The 19,983-nt window shown below is 68.2% G+C and carries 19 protein-coding genes; 9 read left to right on the top strand and 10 right to left on the bottom strand.

The annotated features are described in order from the left end of the window. The first annotated feature begins 100 nt into the window (after positions 1 to 100). Positions 101 to 742, top strand: coding sequence for a TetR/AcrR family transcriptional regulator (locus tag Q0379_RS06400; protein ID WP_299005880.1), 642 nt, complete (start codon positions 101 to 103; stop codon positions 740 to 742). On the opposite strand, the gene Q0379_RS06395 is transcribed toward Q0379_RS06400, so the two are convergent. From Q0379_RS06395 to Q0379_RS06380, 4 genes are read right to left on the bottom strand one after another with little or no spacing between them, the layout of a single operon-like run. Continuing rightward, on the bottom strand, positions 637 to 1,845 hold the full coding sequence (locus Q0379_RS06395; protein WP_299005879.1) for a glycosyltransferase: 1,209 nt from the start codon (positions 1,843 to 1,845) through the stop codon (positions 637 to 639). The two genes, Q0379_RS06400 and Q0379_RS06395, sit on opposite strands and share 106 nt — an antisense overlap. Then, positions 1,842 to 2,726, bottom strand: coding sequence for a hypothetical protein (locus Q0379_RS06390; RefSeq protein WP_299005875.1), 885 nt, complete (start codon positions 2,724 to 2,726; stop codon positions 1,842 to 1,844). The genes Q0379_RS06395 and Q0379_RS06390 overlap by 4 nt, the downstream gene beginning before the upstream one ends. Continuing rightward, positions 2,719 to 3,678: a hypothetical protein gene (locus Q0379_RS06385; RefSeq protein WP_299005872.1), complete on the bottom strand. Its 960-nt coding sequence runs from the start codon at positions 3,676 to 3,678 to the stop codon at positions 2,719 to 2,721. The genes Q0379_RS06390 and Q0379_RS06385 overlap by 8 nt, the downstream gene beginning before the upstream one ends. Then, positions 3,675 to 4,844, bottom strand: coding sequence for a glycosyltransferase (locus tag Q0379_RS06380; RefSeq protein WP_299005869.1), 1,170 nt, complete (start codon positions 4,842 to 4,844; stop codon positions 3,675 to 3,677). Before Q0379_RS06380 ends, Q0379_RS06385 begins: the two co-directional genes overlap by 4 nt. Positions 4,845 to 5,084: 240 nt before the next feature. Between Q0379_RS06380 and Q0379_RS06375 the strand changes: the two genes are divergently transcribed. Then, complete coding sequence (locus Q0379_RS06375) at positions 5,085 to 6,278, top strand: glycosyltransferase family 1 protein (protein ID WP_299005866.1); 1,194 nt, start codon at positions 5,085 to 5,087, stop codon at positions 6,276 to 6,278. A gap of 14 nt (positions 6,279 to 6,292) precedes the next feature. Next, positions 6,293 to 7,483 carry an LptF/LptG family permease gene (locus Q0379_RS06370; protein WP_299005861.1) on the top strand — a complete coding sequence of 397 codons (1,191 nt, stop codon included), beginning with the start codon at positions 6,293 to 6,295 and terminating at the stop codon, positions 7,481 to 7,483. Positions 7,484 to 7,488: 5 nt separating this feature from the next. Here the strand turns inward: Q0379_RS06370 and Q0379_RS06365 are convergent, their stop codons facing one another. Next, positions 7,489 to 8,235, bottom strand: coding sequence for a Crp/Fnr family transcriptional regulator (locus tag Q0379_RS06365; protein ID WP_299005858.1), 747 nt, complete (start codon positions 8,233 to 8,235; stop codon positions 7,489 to 7,491). On the opposite strand from Q0379_RS06365, the gene Q0379_RS06360 reads away from it, so the two are divergent. The 5 genes from Q0379_RS06360 (at position 8,217) to Q0379_RS06340 (ending at position 13,501) form a co-directional block, all read left to right on the top strand. After that, complete coding sequence (locus Q0379_RS06360) at positions 8,217 to 10,328, top strand: toll/interleukin-1 receptor domain-containing protein (protein ID WP_366519299.1); 2,112 nt, start codon at positions 8,217 to 8,219, stop codon at positions 10,326 to 10,328. The genes Q0379_RS06365 and Q0379_RS06360 overlap by 19 nt on opposite strands. Beyond that, on the top strand, positions 10,325 to 10,735 hold the full coding sequence (locus Q0379_RS06355; protein ID WP_299005852.1) for a hypothetical protein: 411 nt from the start codon (positions 10,325 to 10,327) through the stop codon (positions 10,733 to 10,735). The genes Q0379_RS06360 and Q0379_RS06355 overlap by 4 nt, the downstream gene beginning before the upstream one ends. Then, a complete protein-coding gene (locus tag Q0379_RS06350) occupies positions 10,627 to 12,474 on the top strand; it encodes an adenylate/guanylate cyclase domain-containing protein (protein WP_299005850.1) in 1,848 nt (615 codons plus the stop codon). Before Q0379_RS06355 ends, Q0379_RS06350 begins: the two co-directional genes overlap by 109 nt. Before the next feature lie 238 nt (positions 12,475 to 12,712). Continuing rightward, positions 12,713 to 12,913 carry a hypothetical protein gene (locus Q0379_RS06345; RefSeq protein ID WP_156449503.1) on the top strand — a complete coding sequence of 67 codons (201 nt, stop codon included), beginning with the start codon at positions 12,713 to 12,715 and terminating at the stop codon, positions 12,911 to 12,913. Positions 12,914 to 13,132: 219 nt separating this feature from the next. Next, positions 13,133 to 13,501 (top strand): hypothetical protein, encoded by a 369-nt coding sequence (locus Q0379_RS06340; RefSeq protein WP_299005846.1) that lies wholly within the window; start codon positions 13,133 to 13,135, stop codon positions 13,499 to 13,501. An 8-nt stretch (positions 13,502 to 13,509) separates the two neighbouring features. On the opposite strand, the gene Q0379_RS06335 is transcribed toward Q0379_RS06340, so the two are convergent. From Q0379_RS06335 to fdxA, 5 genes are all read right to left on the bottom strand, one after another. After that, a complete protein-coding gene (locus tag Q0379_RS06335) occupies positions 13,510 to 13,905 on the bottom strand; it encodes a DUF6491 family protein (protein WP_299005843.1) in 396 nt (131 codons plus the stop codon). A 58-nt stretch (positions 13,906 to 13,963) separates the two neighbouring features. Further along, positions 13,964 to 15,136 (bottom strand): Na+/H+ antiporter NhaA, encoded by a 1,173-nt coding sequence (nhaA, locus tag Q0379_RS06330; protein ID WP_299005898.1) that lies wholly within the window; start codon positions 15,134 to 15,136, stop codon positions 13,964 to 13,966. A 47-nt stretch (positions 15,137 to 15,183) separates the two neighbouring features. Then, the gene (locus tag Q0379_RS06325; RefSeq protein WP_299005840.1) at positions 15,184 to 16,515 is read right to left on the bottom strand and encodes a serine hydrolase; all 1,332 of its coding nucleotides are present in this window, start codon (positions 16,513 to 16,515) and stop codon (positions 15,184 to 15,186) included. A 173-nt stretch (positions 16,516 to 16,688) separates the two neighbouring features. Beyond that, positions 16,689 to 17,192, bottom strand: a complete 504-nt coding sequence (locus Q0379_RS06320) for a CarD family transcriptional regulator (RefSeq protein WP_013080781.1) — start codon at positions 17,190 to 17,192, stop codon at positions 16,689 to 16,691. Between the two features lie 349 nt (positions 17,193 to 17,541). Further along, positions 17,542 to 17,883, bottom strand: a complete 342-nt coding sequence (fdxA, locus tag Q0379_RS06315; RefSeq protein ID WP_299005830.1) for a ferredoxin FdxA — start codon at positions 17,881 to 17,883, stop codon at positions 17,542 to 17,544. A 227-nt stretch (positions 17,884 to 18,110) separates the two neighbouring features. On the opposite strand from fdxA, the gene Q0379_RS06310 reads away from it, so the two are divergent. Then, the coding region (locus Q0379_RS06310; RefSeq protein ID WP_299005827.1) for an EAL domain-containing protein at positions 18,111 to 19,983 on the top strand (1,873 nt) is incomplete at its 3' end.

The following is a 19,983-nucleotide window of genomic DNA, read 5'->3' as shown; positions in this document are numbered from 1 at the left end:
CTTGATGTGACCGTACGGTATAGTCATATGATGGCGTGGAAGTAGGCTTGCCTTCCCCCGTAGTCAAGGCGACCGTACGGTACGGTTTGGAACAAATACGATGCTCGATGTAAAAAACCGCCCAGATCGGGATGCTCGGCGCGAGGCTATCCTCGACGTCGCCGCCGAGGTTTTCTTGAACGAAGGCTTCGACGCGGCTTCGATGTCGACCATCGCTGCGAGGGTCGGCGGCTCGAAGAGCACCCTCTACAACTACTTCAAGAGCAAGGAAGAGATCTTCCAGGCCCATATCGAGCGCTATTGCGGCTGGCAGGGCGCGGAGATGTTCCAGCTGCTGGACGACGAGGTCGACGACGTGCGCGCGGCGCTGACGCGCCTGGGCCGTCGCTACCTGACCAACGTCATGGCCGAGCGCAACATGCGCCATTTTCGTCTGATCGCGGCGGCGTCGGAGCGTTCGCCGGACCTAGGGCGGACCTTCTACGAGGCCGGGCCGCTGCGCGGGGCCCGGCTGCTGGGCGGCTTCCTGGCGCGCATGAAGCTGGAGGGGAGGATCGTGGTCGATGACCCCATGGTCGCGGCCCACCACTTCATCGGCCTGTGCCAGAACCGGATGCTCAAGGCGCGGCTGGTCAACTATGTCGGCGAGCCCTCCGCCGAGGAGGTCGCCGCGGAAGTCGAGGCCGCCGTCGGCGTGTTCATGGCCGCCTTCGGGCCGAGCCGGGACAGCGTCGCGAGATAGGTCTCGGCGGCCTCCTCCAGCGTAAAGCGCCGCGCCTGGTCGAGGCTTCGCCGCGGATCTTGCGATCCCGGCCGCGCCGCCGCGATCGCCGCGGCGAACGCGCTCTCGTCGCCTGTCGGAACAAGGACGCCCAGCGCGCCGTGGTCCAGCAAGGTCGCCATGCTGCGGCTGCAGTCGGTGGCGATGATCGGCAGGCCCGCCGCGAGGGCCTCGAGGATGACCGCCGGCACGCCTTCATAGTTCGAGGACAGCAGCAGGACGTCGAACGACGGCAGCTGGGCGGCCGGCTCGGCGACATAGCCCTTGAAGATCACCCGGCGCTCAAGCCCGAGGTGCTTGGCGAGGCTCTCCAGCTTCGCGCGTTCGGGCCCGTCGCCGATCACCGTCAACGTGTCGCCCTCCTGGGCGCCGCGCGAGAAGCCGCGCAGCATCAGGGCCATGTTCTTCTGGGGCGTCAGGCGGGCCACGCTGACGAAACGCCGACCCGATCCGGCGCCGGGGCCACGGGGCTGGGCGCGAAGCCGCTCGATCAAGGATGCTGACAAGGCCGGGTCGGGAATGATGGTGACGCGGTCCGCACTCACGCCGAGCGCCAGGCGAATCTCGTCGGCCATCGGCGTCTCGAGGCCGACGAAGTGGTCGATGTAGCGCCCCTGCGCCTTGAGCCACAGGCGGTAGAAGAAGCGGAACCACCCGGGCTGGTCGCGCCGATCGAGGTCGTTGCTGACCTTGAGCAGGACGGGCGGGCAGTCGCGACCCAGCAGCGCCTTCAACGCCAAGGCTACGATCGCATAGGTGTTGCCGGCGCAGAACAGGACGTCTGGCCGCAGTCGCCGCACGACGCGCGGCAGCGTCCAGATCATCCAGAGCGTCTCCATCCGGGCGACCAGCGGGCCGCGGCGCGGCGGCGTGATGACGTCCAGATCCGCGCCGACGTCGCGCATCGCCCCGTCGGTGCGGCCCAGGAACAGCGGCGCATCGACGCCCAGCTCGCGCCACCGCCGCAGCAGGCGAAGGGCGATGCGCTCGACGCCGCCCGGCTCGAAGCTGTGCAGGAACGTCAGGACGCGCGGGTTGGACGGCGTGGTCTCGAAGGGCCTCAATCGCCTCGCGCCCCCCATAGCGAGCGGTCGATCCGCTTGACGTCGAACAGGGTCACGGGACCACAGGCCGACAGGGTGTGGAGGCCATGCGCATAGCGCCCGGCTCCGGGCGGCGATCCGAGCGGCGCGGACGCCTCGGCCTCGAACCGCTCGGGGGTGAGTCTCGATATATTCAGTATGCGGATCGATCCACCATAGGTGCGCGTACAGTCCTGGACCGGCAGGCGGGGAAGTCCGTCCTCGACCCACACGGTTCCGCCTGGGCGACTGGAGGCCAGGGTGTCGCGAACCGGATTGCCCGGGTGCGTCCGCCAGGGTCCGGTCAGGCGCTCGGCGAAGGCGAGGTGCAGCCGGCCCTGCTTCCAGCGCTGCGGACCGGTCGGCGAATAGGCCAGCCACCAGAGGCCGTCGTGCTGGAACGGCGTGGCGTCGATCGCCGGCGTATCGAGCTCCAATCGCGCCGCTGGCTCCCAGGCGTCGGGGAACGCCGCCGCGCGATAGAGGGTCAGCGCGCCCGAGCGGTAGGCCTCGGGCAGCATCCAGATCTCGCCGTCAGCCGCGAACACCTGCGGATAGGAGAGATGCCAGGGCTCTCTGAGCACGACGGCGCGCCGGATGGGCGTGAAGTCCTCGCCAAGCTCGATCGTCTCGATCACGCCGTGGCGGGTCCGGTAGTCGTAGGCCTCGACGAATAGATGCAGCCGACCGTCGCGCCAGACGCCGAACGGATCGGCCAGGAACTTCAGGCGACCCTCCTCGTCCAGCCAGTGGACCGGCGCATCGGCGGGAAAGCCGCGGCGGGCGATGTCGGCGATCGGCGCTTCGACTAGCCCCACCCGCCAGATGTCCCGCCCGGGGATCCTCACGCGCCAGTCACTCATGAGCGCCGCCCGCCTCGGCGGCGCCTGGAACGAGGGCGCCGCTCCATAGGCCGCGCGCGAGGTCGATGGCGCTCAGGGCGACAATGACGGCCAGATGCATGACCAGGTTGACGAACGCCAAGGCCGCCAGCAGCACCGCCACGGACGAGTGCGCGCCCAGCAAAAGCAGCACCAGGTTCCCGAACACCAGGTCCTTGTTGGAGATCAGCGGGATGCGCGAGATCAGGCAGCGGATCGCCAGCAGAACGATCCATTGAGCCGTCGGAACCTCCGGCAGCGCCATCCGCCAGACGAGCACGTTCAGCGCCGTCCAGGCCGCCAGGCGCGCGATATTGACCGCCCCGACATAGGCAAGCTCGCCCGGCCGCAGCGAGAACACCTGACGCCCGAAGATCAGCACGCCCACCGAGATCGCCATCGGAATCAGGCCCGACCACAAGGCCGGCCCCAGGCGCTGGGCGAAGTCGAGATTGCGCAGTTCGGCGAGGCTGATCGCCGCCAACACCAGGGTCAACAGGTTGCCCAGCAGGGCGGAGACAATGTTGGCGTCCTTGATCGCCGCGAACGGGGCCGCGACGACGCTGGCCGCTCGGCGCGCCCAGACATAGAGGAACGCCTCGCCGCTGTAGCCGAGCACGACCTCGTTGATGACGTTCTTGCGCAGCAGCGCCTTGAAGCCGGCGGGGGGCAGGTCCCAGAGCCGCCGAAAGATCAGATAGTCGAAGGCTGGCTGGACCAGATAAAGCAGCAGGAGCGCCGGCCAGACCAGCGGCGGGAGCTCGCGGATCGCCGTCAGGATCTCGGAGGTCGCGCCGCCCAGCTGCAGGATCACGGCGGCCACCAGGCCGATGGACAGCGCCACGCCGACCCAAAGCCACAGACGCGATGTCCTTCCGCTCGGCCCCTTCGGCGGCGTCGTTCCGTCGATCACGTTCTCGATCGCCTGTGTCATGCCCGGGCGCTCGCCGCGATCGCCTGGTAATGGTCGAAGAGTTCGGCGAAGTGATCGCTGTCGCGCCTGACCCTTCCGGCCGCTTCGACCGCGGCGGTCCTCAGGGCGGCCGGATCGCGGGCCAGCAGCCGCCGGATGGCCGCGGCGGCCGAGGCGGTATCGCCAGACCGATAGACTTCGGACGTCGCCGGCTCGGCCAAATGGGCGAAACCGCCGCGATCGGGACCGACCACCGGCACGCCGCTGGCCATGGCCTCGGCGGGGATCAGGCCGAAGGTCTCGGACTCGCAGCCGTGCACGAGGGCGTCGGCGCTGGCCAGGTGCGCGGCCAGCAGGGCGCGATCGTGGATCGGCGACAGGATCTGGACGTGCGGATGGCCCGCGGCCGCCCGCGCCACCCGCTTGCGGTCGATGCCGTCGCCGATCAGGACCAGGCCCAGCGGATGGCCTTCGGCGCGGGCGCGCATCGCCGCCTCGATCACCATCGGCCAACGCTTTTCGGGATGAAAGCGGCCCACGCCCAGGACCAGCTTGGCGTCCGGCGGGCAGGCGCAGGCGGCCAGGAGCCTTGCCCTGAGCTCTTCGTCGCGCATCGCCGGCGAGAAGGCCCCGCCGTCAATGCCCAGGGGCACGCTGGCCACGGCGCCGACGCCTTGTCCCGTCAGGCGGTCGGCCAGCCATCCGCCGCCGGTCACGACCGAACTGAAGCGCCCCGTCAGTTTACGGAGATAGCTCCAGAACCAGCCGAAAAGCTGGTCGATCTGCTGGGGACTGGCGATCGGCGCCAGCCATCGCTGCGGATAGGACGCCACGGGATCGGCGTGCATGAACATCGCGCGCGGCGCTCGCCCGGTCCACGCGGCGACGATGCCCGCGCCTCGCCACGGCGAGGAGGCCTCGACCAGATCCGGCTCCAGGGTCTCCAGCTGGCGATGGACGGGCGCTGCGTCCCAGAAGACATGGTAGTTGGCGTCGAAGGGCAGGCGCGGCGCGCGGACCTGGATCACCCCGCCCGCGAGGCGGGGTTCGAAATGGTCGCGCGGTCCCGGCGCGATGACGAACAGCTCATGGCCCAGCTGCGCGGCCGCTTCGAACTTGCGGTCGATATAGGTCCGCACGCCCCCGCCGGTGGGCGAATAGAACTCGGCGACATCCACAACCCGCATCTTCGCGTCCCAGAATCTCTGCCCACCGATAGTCCGACACCGTGACGAAGTGATGCCAGTCGCCCGCCTTCACAAAAGGACGACATGAGTCGGTGTAGCTCTCATCGATTTCGAAAAATCGTCTGCGGTGGTGGGGCCAGGACGTCGTCTTACGGGGCGGGACTGGGGGCGCGGGGAAGAACGAAGATGGACATCAAGGCGCTGACGCACGCTGGTGGTGCGCGCCCGTTACGGATTGCCTTGTTTTCAGGGAACTACAACTACACGCTCGACGGGGCCAACAAGTCGCTGAACCGTCTGGTCGGTCACCTGCAGGACACGGTCGGCGCCCAGGTCCGCGTCTATTCGCCGACCGGACCCAAGGCCGCTTTCGAACCCGCCGGCGAATTGATTTCGGTTCCCTCGATCAAGATCCCGCTTCGGGGAGACTATCGGCTCGCGCTGGGCCTGCCCGCGTCGATCCGAAGGGACGTCGAGGCGTTCAAGCCGGACCTCGTCCACCTGTCGGCGCCCGATCTCCTGGGCTGGGCGGCGTTGAGGCTGGGCCGGCGTCTCAAGGTTCCGGTCGTCGCCAGCCTGCACACGCTGTTCGACAGCTATCTCGACTACTATGGCCTTGGCCGCCTGCGGCCGCTGGTGCGCCAGCGGCTGTGGCGCTTCTACGGCGCCTGCGACTACGTCATGGCGCCCACCGAGGCGATCGGCGACGAGCTGAGGGCCCAGAACCTGCCCGCCCAGGTGCGCACCTGGGCGCGGGGCGTGGATCCCGAGCTCTTCCACCCCGGACGACGCAGCGAGGCGTGGCGCGCCGGTCAAGGCTTCGATCCCGCCCGTCCGGTGATCGTGTTCCTGGGGCGGATCGTCATGGAGAAGGGCTTGGCGTCCTTCGCCGAGACCATCCAGCAGCTGCGGGCGGCGAGTCAGTCGCCGCAGGTGCTGGTGATCGGCGACGGCCCCGCGCGGAGCTGGTTCGAGGAGCGGCTGCCGGGCGCGGTGTTCACCGGTTTCCTGTCGGGCGAGGCCCTGGCGACCGCGCTCGCCAGCGGCGACATCTTCCTGAACACCAGCACCACCGAGACCTTCGGCAACGTCAATCTCGAGGCCATGGCCTGCGGGCTCGCCATGGTCTGCGCCGACGCGCCCAATACGCGCGCGCTGATGCGGCATGATGACAACGGCAAGCTCTGCGCCGACCAGCCCACCGCCTATGCCCAGGCGCTGACCGAGCTGATCGTCGACGGCGATCTGCGCCGGCGTCTCGCGGCCCAGGCGCTGAAGCGCAGCGCCGCCTTCCGCTGGACGCAAATCCTCGACGAGGTGGTGGAGGTCTATGGCGAAGCGCTGAGGGCGCGGTCCATGGAGCAGGTTCTTTCGCCCGCGCGTCGCCGCGTCGCGACAGTCGAACCGGCGACCGCCGGCCTGCCGGCGCTCTAGATTCCCCGCCCGCGATGATCCCGACCACCCTGGACCGGTACCTGCTCAGGCGCACCCTGACGCCGATGAGCGCCGTGCTGATCAGCACGATGGTGGCGTTTCTGATGGAGCGCCTGATGCGGTCGTTCCAGCTTCTTTCTCAGACTACGGACGGTTTCAAGTTCCTGACCGAGCTGCTGGTCAATCTGGTGCCGCACTATGTGGGCCTGACCTTGCCGGGCGGCTTCTTCATCGGCCTGTTCGTGGTGGTCAACGGGCTCAGCAAGAGCTCGGAGATCGACGCGATCCTGGCTGGCGGCGTGTCTCTGGGCCGTCTCGCCGCGCCGTTCGTGGGGCTGGGCGTCGCGCTGATGGCGTTCAGCGTGCTGCTGTTCGGCTTCGTGCAGCCGTACAGCCGTTACGCCTATCACGCGGTGCTGCACGCGGCCGACAAGGCGGGCTGGAACGGCGACGTCAGGCCCAAGGCCCTGCTATCCACCGGCCCGCTCCTGCTGACCGCCGACGACACCGACGCCAGCGGGCGGCGCCTGGAACGGGTGTTCATCCGCAAGATCACGCCCGATGGCCGCGAAGACGTGCTCACCGCCCGCACCGCGGTTGTGAACAAGAGCGAGGCCGACCAGCGGGTCACGCTGGACCTGCGCGACGGCCGTCAGGTCAGCACCACCCCGGACCACCAGACCTATGTCGCCGAGTTCTCCCGCTTCGCCTTCGACGTGCCGTTGTCGTTGGCGGGCAAGCTGTTTCGGATGCGGGGAAACGACGTCAGCGAGCTGACGCTGGTCGAACTGGCCCGGCAGGGCTTTGGCGCGGGGCCGACGGCGCTTCCCCGGCAGGCGCTGCTCGCCGAGTTCTACGCTCGGTCGTCGCGCGCCCTGATGCTGCCGCTGCTGCCTCTGCTGGCTATTCCGCTGGGCCTCAGCGCCAAGCGGGCGGGCGCGGGCTCGGCCATGGCCACCGGCGCGGTTCTGCTGTTCCTGTTCGAGACCTCGATGATCCTGGGCCAGGCCATGGCCGCGAGCGTGGGTCTGCCGGCCCTCCTGACCGTCGGCCTGCCGGCCGCGCTGTTCGCCGCCGTCTGCGCCACGACCTGGGCGGTGAGTCGAAACCGGCCGGGCGAGAACCCGGTCAGCTGGATCATCGACCATATCGAGGCGTTGGTCGTCGCGATCGGGCGAAGGTTCGGTCGACGAGCGGCTTTCTAGGACGCTCAGACCTCGCCGCCGATGCGTTCGACCTCGTCCGTCAGGGCGGGAAGGTCCAGGACGTGCAGGGTGCGGCCCGTCTGGCGAAGGATGCCCAGACCCGCCAGGCGGTTCAGCTCACGGGTCACCGGCTCGCGCTGACTGCCCAGCAGGGCGGCCAGCTCGGCGTGGGTGGGGCACGGATTGATCACCGCCTGACGGCCGTCGCGGCTTGCGGCGCTGGCCATCCGCAGGAGTTCGATATCGACGCGGCAGGCCACCGACACCGCGGTCAGCTCGAACAGGCGATCGGTCAGGGATCGCGCCAGCCCCGCCATGTCCTCCAGGAGGGCCTTCATGAAGCGCGGCGACTCGTCGAACAGCCGGCGCACCAGCGACTGGGGCAGGCGAGCGATGCGCGAGTCCTCGAGCGCGACGATATTGACCGAGCGGGGCAGGCCGTCGATCGCCGAAATCTCTCCGAAATAGCTGCCCGGGGTGATGCGTCGATAGCCGACCTCGCGGCCCGACTTCGCATACTGGTTGGCCAGCAGGACGCCCTCCAGCAGCAGGTAGATGCCGCCCTCCTGATCGTGGCGCTGGAGGATCATTTCCCCCTTGTCGTAGCTCAGGTGTTCGATCGCGCCGGCCAGGGATTCCACTTCTGGCTGAAGCATGTGTCGAAATACACGATTTGCGCGATAGTCTTTAGGCGATGCTTCTTTCGGCGTATGGGACGACGCGGGGGCGAACGATGGGGCAATCGTTTTCATCGAAGGACGCTCCTGCTGTCGATCGGGGGCGACACATGGATAGCCGACAGCGCTACAAGGCGTTTATCAGTTATAGTCATCGCGATCGCAAAGTCGCTCAATGGCTACATCGCGCGCTCGAGACCTATCGTCCGCCCCACCTTGTGGCTAAGCGCGGCGTAGACGATTCCAAGCGCAGCTTACGACCTATTTTCCGAGACCGCGACGAGCTGAGCGCCTCGCTTGATCTGAACGGCGCCATCCGGACGGCGTTGGAGCGTTCGGATGCGTTGATCGTCCTGTGCTCGGAGGCCGCGGCGGCCTCGCGCTGGGTTGACCAGGAGGTCGAATACTTCCTGAAGACCGGCGCGCCCGAGCGCATCATTTGCGTGATCACGCCGGACGCCGGCGCCCAGACGGACCTCGCCGCGATCCTGCCCCCCTCGCTGCGCGCGGTGTTGCCCCCGGGCGTTGAGCCGCTGGCGGTGGATCTGCGCGAGGACGGCGACGGCCGACGCTTGGCGCGCCTGAAGATCGCCGCCCGTCTTCTGAACGTCAGCCTGGACCAGCTCGTGCAGCGCGACGCCCGGCGACGGCTGCAGGTCATGGCCGCGTTCACGACGGCGGCGGTGGCGCTGGCCATCGGCATGGGCGCCATGACGGTGGTGACCCTCAAATCGCGCCAGATCGCCCGCCAGCAGCGGGACGAGACCGAGGCGCTGGTGGCCTTCATGCTGGGCGACCTGCGCCAGCAGCTGGAGCCTGTCGGCCGTCTCGACGTGCTCGACAGCGTCAGCGCCAAGGTGCTGGCCTACTACGCCAAGGCGCAGACGGACCGGCTGGACGACAAGGCCCTGGGCCAGCGCGCCAAGGCCCAGACCCTGCTGGGGACGATCCGCGAGCAGCGCGGCGATCTCGCCGGCGCCGAGCACGCCTTCTCCCAGGCCGCGGCCACCACCCACACCCTGGTTCAGCGCAACCCGCAGAACGGCGACTATGTGTTCGACGAGGCTCAGAACGTTTTCTGGCTCGGCTATGTGCAATGGAGCCGCAACGATGTCGTGGGCGCCGAGCGCGGCTTCAAGCGCTATGGCGAGCTGGCCGATCGCCTCGTGGCCCTCGATCCCAAGCGTCCCGAGTGGCGGATCGAGGTCGCCTACGCCAAGAACAACCTGGGCACCCTGTTCTACGAACAGGCGCGGCCGGCCGAGGCGCTGGACGCGTTCCGGGTCGCCTCGTCCGTCTTCGAAGCCGAACTCGCCAAGGCGCCCAAGGACCAGAAGCTGATCCAGGGCCTGGCCAATTCGCGGGCGTGGTCGGCGGACTGCCTGATGCGCATCGCGCGTCCGCGCGAGGCCGTCGCCGAGCGGCAGGCGGCGGTGCGCCTGCTGGAGGAGGCCCTGGCCCAGAACCCGAGCGACAAGCGTCTGGCCGCGCGCGCCGTCGCCGCCCAGGTGGCGCTGGCGCGGCTCGAGCTTGACCTGGGCCGTCTGGCTTCGGCGCGGGCGCGGTCGGACGAGAACCTGAAGCGGCTTCGGGGCCTGGCCGTCCTGGATCCGACGAACGCCCGCTGGCGGGAATATCTGGCGAGCAGCCTGATGGACGCCGCCGATCTGGCGCTATGGTCGGGACGGATGGACGACGCTCGCGCCGCCCACGCCGAGGCGGGGAAAATCCTCGCGGCGCGTCGCGTGGGACCGAAGGCTGAGGCCTGGAGCGACAGGTACGAAGGTCGCCTGGACCAGCAGGCCGTCACCCTGGCCCTCCAGTCTGGACGCGCGGACAGGGTGCGGACGCTGGCCGACGCGCTGGCCGTCCGCGCCAAGGCCACCACCTGGCGCAAGGACGCGGGCGCCGCCGCGATCTATGCGTTCTCGGAGTGGTCGGCCGGACGCGCCGCCTCGGCCGTCGACATCCTATGGCCCTGGCGCGCCACCCTGCCGCCCTCGAGTCGCGACGTGCTGGCGCGCTCGCTCGCGGCGGTCGGACGTAGGACAGAAGCCGACGCGATCGTGCGCGACCTCATAAAACAGGGCTACGGACACCCCGGATTCCTTGCGTTTTGGAGAGACTCTCTTCCTGGTGGAGCTTCCACTCGGGAGGCGCAAAAATGACTGAACCGACACCGACCACCTACGTCGAGATCGTCGTGGGCTTCGATTCGAACTTCAACTTCATGAACGTGGTCGATCCGGCCCATCCGGTTCCGCTGAGCATGCCCCTCAGCCAACGCCAGGAACTGTATTTCCGACTGAGCGACCAACTGATCGCGGCCGGCTGGGCCTTCCAGCGCCGGCCGATCCAGGTCGACGACGACTACGGCGTAAATTTCTCCAGTTGGGTGTGGGTGACCGAAAAGCCGCATGGCGGCGGTGCGCTTCCGACCCACACCGCGTTCAAGATCATCTACGAATGCAATCGGATGGGCATCTACACCTACAGCCTGTTCATGCTGGATGCTCACAAGCAGCTGATCACGCTCGACCCCGACGTCGAGAACGGCGCGGGTCAGATTCCCTGAGTCCGTACAGGTCCTTCGACCGCGAGGAGATCGCCGCGCTGATCCGGCGCGGCGAGATCCTCGCGGCTTACGACATCGCCCATGCGGCGCTTGAAGGCGAGGCCGCGCCTCCCGGCGCGGCCTATGCCGCCGTCCTCTGCCTGGCGCGGGCGGGCGCCCTGGACTTCGCCCGTTCGGAATATGTTCGGCTGGGCCTCGCCGAGGCCGACGACGCCGACACGATCGCGCTGGGCGCGCGGCTGTTGAAAGATGTCGCCCTGGGCAGCCGGGGCGCGCGGCGGATCGCCTTCGCCAAGGCGTCCCGCCTTCGATACGAGGCCCTGTCGCATCGCTTCGGCGGCGTCTATGGCGCGATCAACGCCGCCACCATGATGCTCGTCGCGGGCGATCGGGCGGGCGCCGCCGAGCGCGCCATGGGCGTGCTGCAAGCCCCGCCCCCGCAAGGACTGACCGGGGAGGCGGCCTATTATGAAGCCGCCAGCCGCGCCGAGGCGCTCTTCCTGGTCGGCGATCTGGACGCCGCGCGGCGACGGCTGGAGCAGGCGCTGGCCTTGGCGCCGAGCGCCTACGCCGCCCATGCTTCCACCCTGCGTCAGATGGAGATGCTGTGCCGCGAGGTCGGCGTGGATACCGACTGGCTGGCGCCCTTTCGTCCGCCGGCCTGCGCGCACTTCACCGGTCACATCCAGAACGTCTGCGACCAGAGCCTGCGCGCCCGCATCGACGAAGCCCTGCGCGCCGAGCGGATCGGCTTCGGCTATGGCGGCCTGGCGGCCGGCGCCGACATCGTCTTCGCCGAGGCCCTGCTTGAGGCCGGCGGCGAGCTGCATGTGATCCTGCCCTTGCATCGCGCCGCATTCGTCGAGGTCTCGGTCGCGCCGTTCGGCGAGACCTGGCTGCAGCGTTTCGAGCGCTGCATCGCGCGCGCGGCCTCGGTCCGCTACGCCTCGCAGGATCCCTATCTGGGAGACGAGCAGGTGTTCGCCTACGCCAGCCAGTTCGCCATAGGCTGCGCGGTGCTGCGCGCTCAGACCCTGGCGACCGAGGCGGTGCAGCTGGCGGCGTGGGACGGGCGAGCCGCGCCGGGGCCGGCGGGCGTGTTCGCCGACATGGCCTATTGGGCGAGAAGCGGCCGGCGAGCCGTGGTGATCCCCGTCGACAGGCCACAGCCCGTCACCAGCGTCTCCAAGCCGATCGCGGTCGGATCGCGGGCCATGAAGGCCATGCTGTTCGCCGATGTCCAAGGGTTTGGCGCGCTGCGGGACGACCAGATCCCGGCTTTCATGGAAGGGGTCATGGGCCGCCTGGCCGAGGTCGTCGAGGCGCTGGAGGCGCCGCCGATCCATATCGAGACCTGGGGCGACGGCCTGTTCCTGGTGTTCGACCAGCCCATCGATTCGGCGCTGGCCGCCCTGGCCTTGCTCGAGGCCTATCGCGCGGTGGATCTGGGCGCCTTGGGCCTGCCGCGGAGCCTGGGCCTGCGGATCGGCGGCCACTACGGGCCGGTCCATCTGCGCACCAACCCCCTGACCAAGGCTCCCGCCGTCGTCGGCGCGCACGTGGTGGTCGCCGCGCGGATCGAGCCTGACGCCGCACCGGGCTCGGCCTATGTCAGCGAAGCGCTGGCAGGCGCGTTGGCGACGTTCCACGGCGATCGCGTGCGCTGCGGCTATGTCGGGCGCACCCAGGGGCGGAAGGGCTTTCCGGCCACGCCCATCTTCAACCTCTCCCGAGCTTGAAGACTCCGGCCGGCCCCAGGGGCGGCTAGAAAAACCGCTATTTTTCTCGATGTGAAAATCCGCACATCCAAGCACGGCCGTTCCGGAGATTGTGTGCGTGTCGACCGGCGGCGACGAGCGTCCTCCGCTCGCAGCCACCGGCCGCGTGAACCGACTTGGGGCCCGGCCACCCGCCGGTCGGGTCCTTTTTCGCAAAACTTTCCGGGGCTCGCGCCCCGGTCGGATCGGGAGCCGCGCGATGTCTATGAACACTGTCGCCCTGGGCGATGCGCCCTTCGCCAAGACCGAAGTCGGCAACACCTTTCTCCGGCACGCCCTGATCATCTGGGCGCGCGAACAGGGCGTGGCCGAAGCCCACCTGACCGCCGTCACCCGCGACGTGCTGGACTTCGCCCAAGCGACCGTTCGCGACGGGCATCCGCGGGTGCTCAGCGCCTGACACGTTTCCGGATCGCCGGTTACCCCTTCTGAGGCGCCCAGGGGGGACTCGAGAACCGGAGATCACTCATTTTGAGACGCGCCGCTCTGGTGGGGATTGGAGCGGCAGTCGACGAACGCCATCGTCCGCGCGGCGAGTGAGTTCGTCGCGAAGAACCTGGGCGGTGACCGTCCAGGTTCTTCGCAGTCTAAGCCGGCTTCTGGATTGTTGGAGAACCTTATGCACGCCCTGCTGAGCGCCCTGGACAGCCCCGTGATCCTCGCGGCCGCCGCGGTCTTGGCGTTCGTCGCGGCGGGGGCGGCGGGCTGGCTCGGCTCCTACGCGATGCGCCTGCGCGCTCAGCTCAACGAGGCGCGCGAGGAAGCCGCCGGCTTGGCGGCGCACCGCGACGGCGTGCTGGCCGAACTGGCCCTGACCCGCGCGCGCCTGGCCGAGACGCGCCAGATCGCGGGCCGGGCGCAGGCGACGGCCGCCGAGCTGGAAGCGCGGCTGAAGCCGGCCATCACGATCGAGCGCGGCTTTGGCGAAAGCCGCTGCGAAGCGGCCAACCGGGTGATCATCGACGCCCTGCGGAACCGGCCGCAATAGAGCTGGCGTCAGCGCTTCTTGCGGGCCTTGATCTCCTCGGGCGTCAGCTTGCGGATCGCGGTCACGGGATAGCGCTGCAAGCCGATGGGGCCTGGCACGATGATCGTGGCGTCCATGCCCGAACAGATCCACGAGCCGCCGCGCGCCTCGATGGCGATCCGCTGAGTCCAGTCGATGTCCGGCGACGGCGAGAACAAGGTCAGGCGGTAGACATCCCGGACGCCGACCGAGACATCCACCGTCTCCTTATCGACGGCGTTGAAGCCATCCACATCCTGGGCGCGGAAACAGGCGCGTTCGGTCTTGGGCTTGGAAGCGGGCTTGTCCGCCTGGGCGGCGGCGAGGGCCGGCGCGGCCAGCAGCAGCGCGCCGGAAGCGAGGGCCAGGATCAGGTGACGCCTCATGATCGTCATCTCCGTCAACGCCCCGCTAGCGGCACTTTCGCGCCAAACGCCGCCAAGCTCAAGCCTGGGGCGCGGGTTTGGCCAGCTTCAGGATCGCCAGGCCCAGCAGCGCCGAGGCCAGGGAGCCGGCCAGGACCCCGATCTTGGTCTCGTCGATCAGCTTGGGATCGCCGAACGCCAGCCCGCCGATGAACAGGCTCATGGTGAAGCCGATCCCGCACAGCACCGCCACGCCGTAGAGCTGGGCGACCGAGGCGCCGGCGGGCAGGCGCGCCCAGCCCATCCGGATCAAGCCATAGGCGACGCCGAAAACGCCGACCTGCTTGCCCAGGAACAGGCCCAGCGCCACGCCGAGCGGCACGGGGTCCAGCAGGGCCGAAAGTCCGATGCCCGCGAACGAGAGACCGGCATTGGCGAAGCCGAAGATCGGCGTGACGCCGAAGGCGACGGGCTTATGCAGGGCGTGCTCCAGCCGGTGCAGCGGGCAGCGCTCGTCCGCGCGCAGCGGGATGGTCAAGGCCAGGGCGACGCCCGCCAGGGTGGCGTGGATCCCCGACTCCAGCACCAGGAACCACAGCACCACCCCCATCAGCAGATAGGGCCACAGGCTAATGACCTTCAGACGGTTCAGAATGACCAGGATCGCCAGCACGGCGCCCGCGCCGGCCAGGGCCATCAGGTGCAGCTGGTCCGTGTAGAACAGCGCGATGATCACGATCGCCGCCAGGTCGTCCATGATGGCGATGGCGGTCAGGAACACCTTCAGCGAGGTCGGGACGCGCGAGCCCATCAGCGCCAACACCCCGAGGGCGAAGGCGATGTCGGTCGCCGACGGGATCGCCCAGCCGGCGATGCTTTCGGGATGGGTGTTGTTGAAGAACAGATAGATGGCGGCGGGCAGAGCCACGCCGCCCAGCGCCGCCGCGCCCGGCAGGATCACGTCGGCGGGGCGCGACAGCTGACCGTCCAAGACCTCGCGCTTGATCTCCAGGCCCACCAGCAGGAAGAACAGGGCCATCAGGCCGTCGTTGATCCAGTGGATGACGCTCTCATCGAGATGGACCGGGCCGACAGCGAAGCCGAAATGGGTCTGCAGCGCCGCGAAATAGGCCGGCGCCAGGGGCGAATTGGCGACCACCAGCGCCAGGGCCGCTGCGACCATCAGCACATAACCGCCGGCCGCCTCGTTCTCCAGGAATTGCGCCAGGGTCTCGCGAGCGCGGCGGCTGATCGCGCGCAGGGCCATGGTGGATCTCCTCTGGACGGAAGGGAGGTCAGCTAGCCCGCTTCGTCCATCTCTCGCAATCGGAGATGGCGCGCCTGGGCCAGTCGCTGATCGGAAACCTCGCCCAGGTCCAGCCAGTCGGTGAACGGCAGTCGGTAGGCGCGGTCGAGGAACTCGGCCTGGAAGCGGAACGGCAAGCCGGCGTCGCTGTTCCACAGCATGACGATGCCGGTCTTGGTCGCCGGGTCAAACACCATGGTCGAGCGGTAGCCCGAGACCGCGCCGCTGTGGCCGATCACCCGATGGCCGCGATAGTTGAAGCTGCGCATGCCCAGGCCGTAGCCGGCATGGCTGATCTCGCGGGCGAACGGCGCGCGGCCGTAGGGCGCGGCGGTGCCGATGCGCGGGCGTTGGGCGGCGTCCAGCACGGCGGGCGGCAGCACGTCGGGGCGGAGGCCCATCTGGGCCTGCATCCAGACGGCCAGATCGACGATGGTGGAGTTGACGCCGGCCGCGCCGGGCACCCGGTAATAGGCCTCCGACATCGGCAGCAGCCGGCCCTCGCGATGCGGACGCGCCCAGCTCTTGGCGTTGATCAGGCCCGCTTGGCCGATCGAGGCCGTCGTCATGCCGAGCGGTGCGAAAAGCTTCCGCTGGACGGTGAGGGCGTAGGCCTCGTGGGTGCGGGTCGTCAGGATCTCGGTGATCGTATCGTAGGCGACGTTCTGATAGGTGTGGCATCGCCCGGGGGCGCAGGCGACCGGCACATCGCCCAGGGCGTGGCGGATCATCGCCGGGTCCTGGCCGTCCTCCAGGCGATCGTCATAGGCGTTCTTGGGCAGGCCGGTCCGCTGCGAGAGCAGCTCCTCGACCGTCAGCTCGCGCTGAGCGTCGCGCGGCAGGCGCAGGGTGGTGTGAAAGGTCTCGAGCGGTTCGTCCAGCGACAGCAGGCCTTCGGCGGCGAGCTTGGCGGTCAGGGTCCCGGCGACGGTCTTGGACAGCGAGGCCCAGCGGAACACCGTGTGGGCGTCGACCGGCTCGCCGTCCTTGGCCGAGGTCAGGCCGTAGCCCTGGACGAACGACAGCCGTCCGTCCTCGACCACGGCGACGGCCAGGCCCTCCATCGAGCGATGCGCGGCCATCTCGGCCAGGCGCTGGTCGAGGGCGCGGTAGTCGATGCGGCCGCGCCAGTCCTCGGGCTTGGTCGGCAGGATGATCGGCGCCGGCGCGGGCGCGTGAGCCGAGGTCAGGGTCGCGAGCGGCGCCTGGGCGCGGAAGTGGAACGCCACGGCGGCGCAGGCGACCAGCACGCTCAGCCCGCCGACCGCAAGCCACTTGCGGCGCGACATCTTGGGGGCGGAGATCGGGTCCTGCGGGTCCGACAAGGGCGATCGACTTTCAGCGGCGAGGAGGAGGCTAAGGCTCTTATGGGCGCCCCGATGCGAAGCGCCAAGGCCCTAAGGTGTCGCGCAACGGCCCCATCCACAAAAAGCGGCGCAAACAAAAACGCCCCTCGCGGAGGAGGGGCGTCTTCGATCCGGTTGTAGCCGGAAAGCTGTTAGGCGGCTTTGACCAGCGACTTGGTCAGGATGCCGATGGCGGCTTCGCGGTCGATGCGCTCGATGGCGGCGACTTCGCGGGCCATGCGGTCCAGAGCCGATTCATACAGCTGGCGTTCCGAGTAGGACTGTTCCGGCTGGTTCTCGGCGCGGTGCAGGTCGCGGACCACCTCGGCGATCGAGATCAGGTCGCCCGAGTTGATCTTGGCTTCGTATTCCTGGGCGCGGCGCGACCACATGGTGCGCTTCACGCGGGCGCGGCCCTTCAGGGTGGTCAGCGCCTGGCTGACGGTGCCGCCTTCGGCCAGCGGGCGCAGACCAGCGGTCTTGGCCTTCTTGGTCGGCACGCGCAGGGTCATTTTCTCGTGGTCGAAGGTGATGACGTAGACTTCGAGCGACATGCCGGCCACTTCCTGGGTCTCGATCGCTTGAATGTTGCCCACGCCGTGCGCGGGATAAACGACGTGATCGCCGACCGAGAATTCCAGACCAGTCTTGCTCATGTTCGTCCTCATCAATGCGGACCCATGGGGTCCGAACGCCGTCTTCCGTCCCAAACCAAAGGCGACAGCTTCCCGCTCCGCGGAATACTGGCCGCGGGGCCAAGCCTGTCAGGATTTGGAATAGAGCTCTAAGACACCCTTCGCCTTCATCGGGCGCGCCGGCCAGAATGAACTCTGAAGCCAGCTTGTTCGCCAAGACGGACCGTCGCGAAGAACCGCAACCGTCACGTCGGCGAAGACAATAGCATAAAATTCAGCCCGAAGAAAGGGTTGCGTCCAGACATGCCGGATCGCGCCGCCAAGCTTTCGCATCGCGGCGGGGTTGCAAGCTTCAGAATTCGCGGAGCGATCAGGAGCCCTTGCCGGGCTTTTCGCTGAAGTACTTCTCGAACTTGCCGGTCTCGCGCTCGAACTGTTCGCGGTCTTCCGGCGGGACGCCCTTGACCGTGATGTTCGGCCAGACCTTGGCGTAGTCGGCGTTGATGCGAAGCCACTTGCCGTCGGCCTCGTCCTCGGTGTCGGGCTTGATCGCGTCGACCGGGCACTCGGGCTCGCAGACGCCGCAGTCGATGCATTCGTCCGGGTTGATGACGAGGAAGTTCTCGCCTTCGTAGAAGCAATCGACCGGGCACACCTCCACGCAGTCCATGAATTTGCAGCGGACGCAGGCGTCGGTGACGATATAGGTCATCGAAAACTCGAATGAGATCGGGGACGAAGTTCGGCGGGCGCGTTTTCGAAGCCTCGCGGCCGCTTGTCAATGCGGCGTGATCGCGTAGGGGCTCAGGATTTCTGAAGGCGCGGCCAGGACGCTCGCCTTTTAGTGGTCGACGACGCCTCGAAAACAATTTCTTATTGAGTGGCCGTGACTATCGATTTCTGAAACCTTCAACAAAATCAAAGTCGGGAAGTCGACCTATGATGGGTGAAGCCCGGGCGGCCTGGGACGACAATGTGGAGGCTGCGGGCGAGGGGACCCAGGCGCGCGCCCTGGCTTTTGGCGCTTTCGTCCGTGAAACGCCATTCCCGACCGCCTTGTTGGATGCGAACCTGATGCTGGTCGCCGTCAGTCGTGAGTGGACGGCGCAGGCCATCGCGCCAGGCTTGATCCTGGGCGCCGACGCCAGCGGCGTCGTGGAGCCCAACGATCGGGCGGCCCTGCTGGCCTGTGCTCAGGAGGGTGTTGATTTCTCCCGCTATCTGAACGTCGTCGCCGAGGATGGCTCACAGCGCTACTGGCGCACCGAATTCGGCGCCTGCCGGCAGGAGGACGGAAGCGTCTATGCGGTGATGGTCACCGCTCGGGACGTCACGGGCTACGCTGAAAGCGTTCTGCGGGCCGAGCGTGACGAGCAGCGCCTGAGAATGGCGCTTGAGCTCGACGACCTGCTGGTGCGCGAATACGACCTGCGCACCGGCGAGATATTCTTCTCCGACACCGCGCCCGGCCTGCGGAAGTGGTGCGTGTTCAAGGACGACCCGCTGGAGATCGTCCATCCGGACGACCGCCAGCAGTGCGCCGATGTGATCGCCGCCCGCAAGATCGGCGAGGCGCGGGTGTTCGAGTTCCGCCTGAACCGCGACGATGGGGTCGAGACCTGGATCCGCGCCGTCGGCAAGGTGTTCGTCGACCAGGAAGGCAAGCCCGAGAAGCTGGTCAACCTGTTCAAGGACATCACCGACCGTCGCCGCCAGACCGAGGCCATCGAGACCCTGGCCTTCAAGGACCCGCTGACCGGGCTGCCCAACCGCGCGCTGTTCCAGCACCGGTTCAACGAGGCGGTCTCGGCGTCCGAGACCCTGGGCGAGATGTTCGGCCTGATCATGATCGACGTCGATCACTTCAAGGACATCAACGACACCCTGGGGCACGACGCCGGCGATGTGCTGCTCAAGCGCCTGGCCGGCATGCTGCAGCGGGCCTTCCGGTCCGGCGATACGGTCGCGCGGCTGGGGGGCGACGAGTTCGCGGTGATCCTGCGCGGCCTGCACAGCGAAGCCGACATGATGCGGCCGATCCAGAAGCTGCAGGAGCTGCTGCAACGGCCTATCGAGTACGCCGGCCGCAGCTTCACGGCCACCGCCAGCATCGGGGCCGCGCTGCATGGGGATCCCGAGGCCGACCCGGCCCACATGATCAAGAACGCCGACATCGCCCTCTATCACGCCAAGGAGGAGGGACGGAATCGCAGCATCGTCTTCGAACCGGCGATGCGGACCGAGCTGGAGCGCCGGGTCGAACTGCTGCGCGACGTCCGGGCGGCCGTTGCGGCGAACGAATTCACCCTGTTCTACCAACCGGTCGTCGACATCCGCGAGCGGCGGGTCGTGGGCTTCGAGGCCCTGATGCGCTGGCTTCACCCCGAACAGGGGGTTCTGACGCCAGCGCACTTCATGGCCGCGTTCGAGGACCAGGCGCTGTCGCTCCGGCTCGGCGACGTGGCCTTCGAGCAGTCTCTGCGCCAGATGCGGGAGTGGCTGGACCGGGGCGTGGAGTTCGGGCGCATCGCGGTCAACATCTCCGCCGCCCAGTTTCGCAGCGGACGCCTGGCCGAAGAGGTGCTGGAGCGCCTGGATCGCTGGAACGTGCCGTGCGAGCGGTTGACCATCGAGGTGACCGAGAACGTCTATATGGGCTGGGGCTCGGATCTGGTCAGCGGCAATATCAGCCGGCTGCACGCGGCCGGCGTGATGATCGCGCTGGACGACTTCGGCACCGGTTACGCCAGCCTGGCGAACCTGCGGCAGTTCCCGATCGACCGCCTGAAGATCGACAAGTCCTTCGTCCAGA

This window comes from uncultured Caulobacter sp., from assembly GCF_937900395.1.
In the GTDB taxonomy this organism is placed as follows: domain Bacteria; phylum Pseudomonadota; class Alphaproteobacteria; order Caulobacterales; family Caulobacteraceae; genus Caulobacter.
This window is presented reverse-complemented; position numbering and strand designations above follow the sequence as displayed.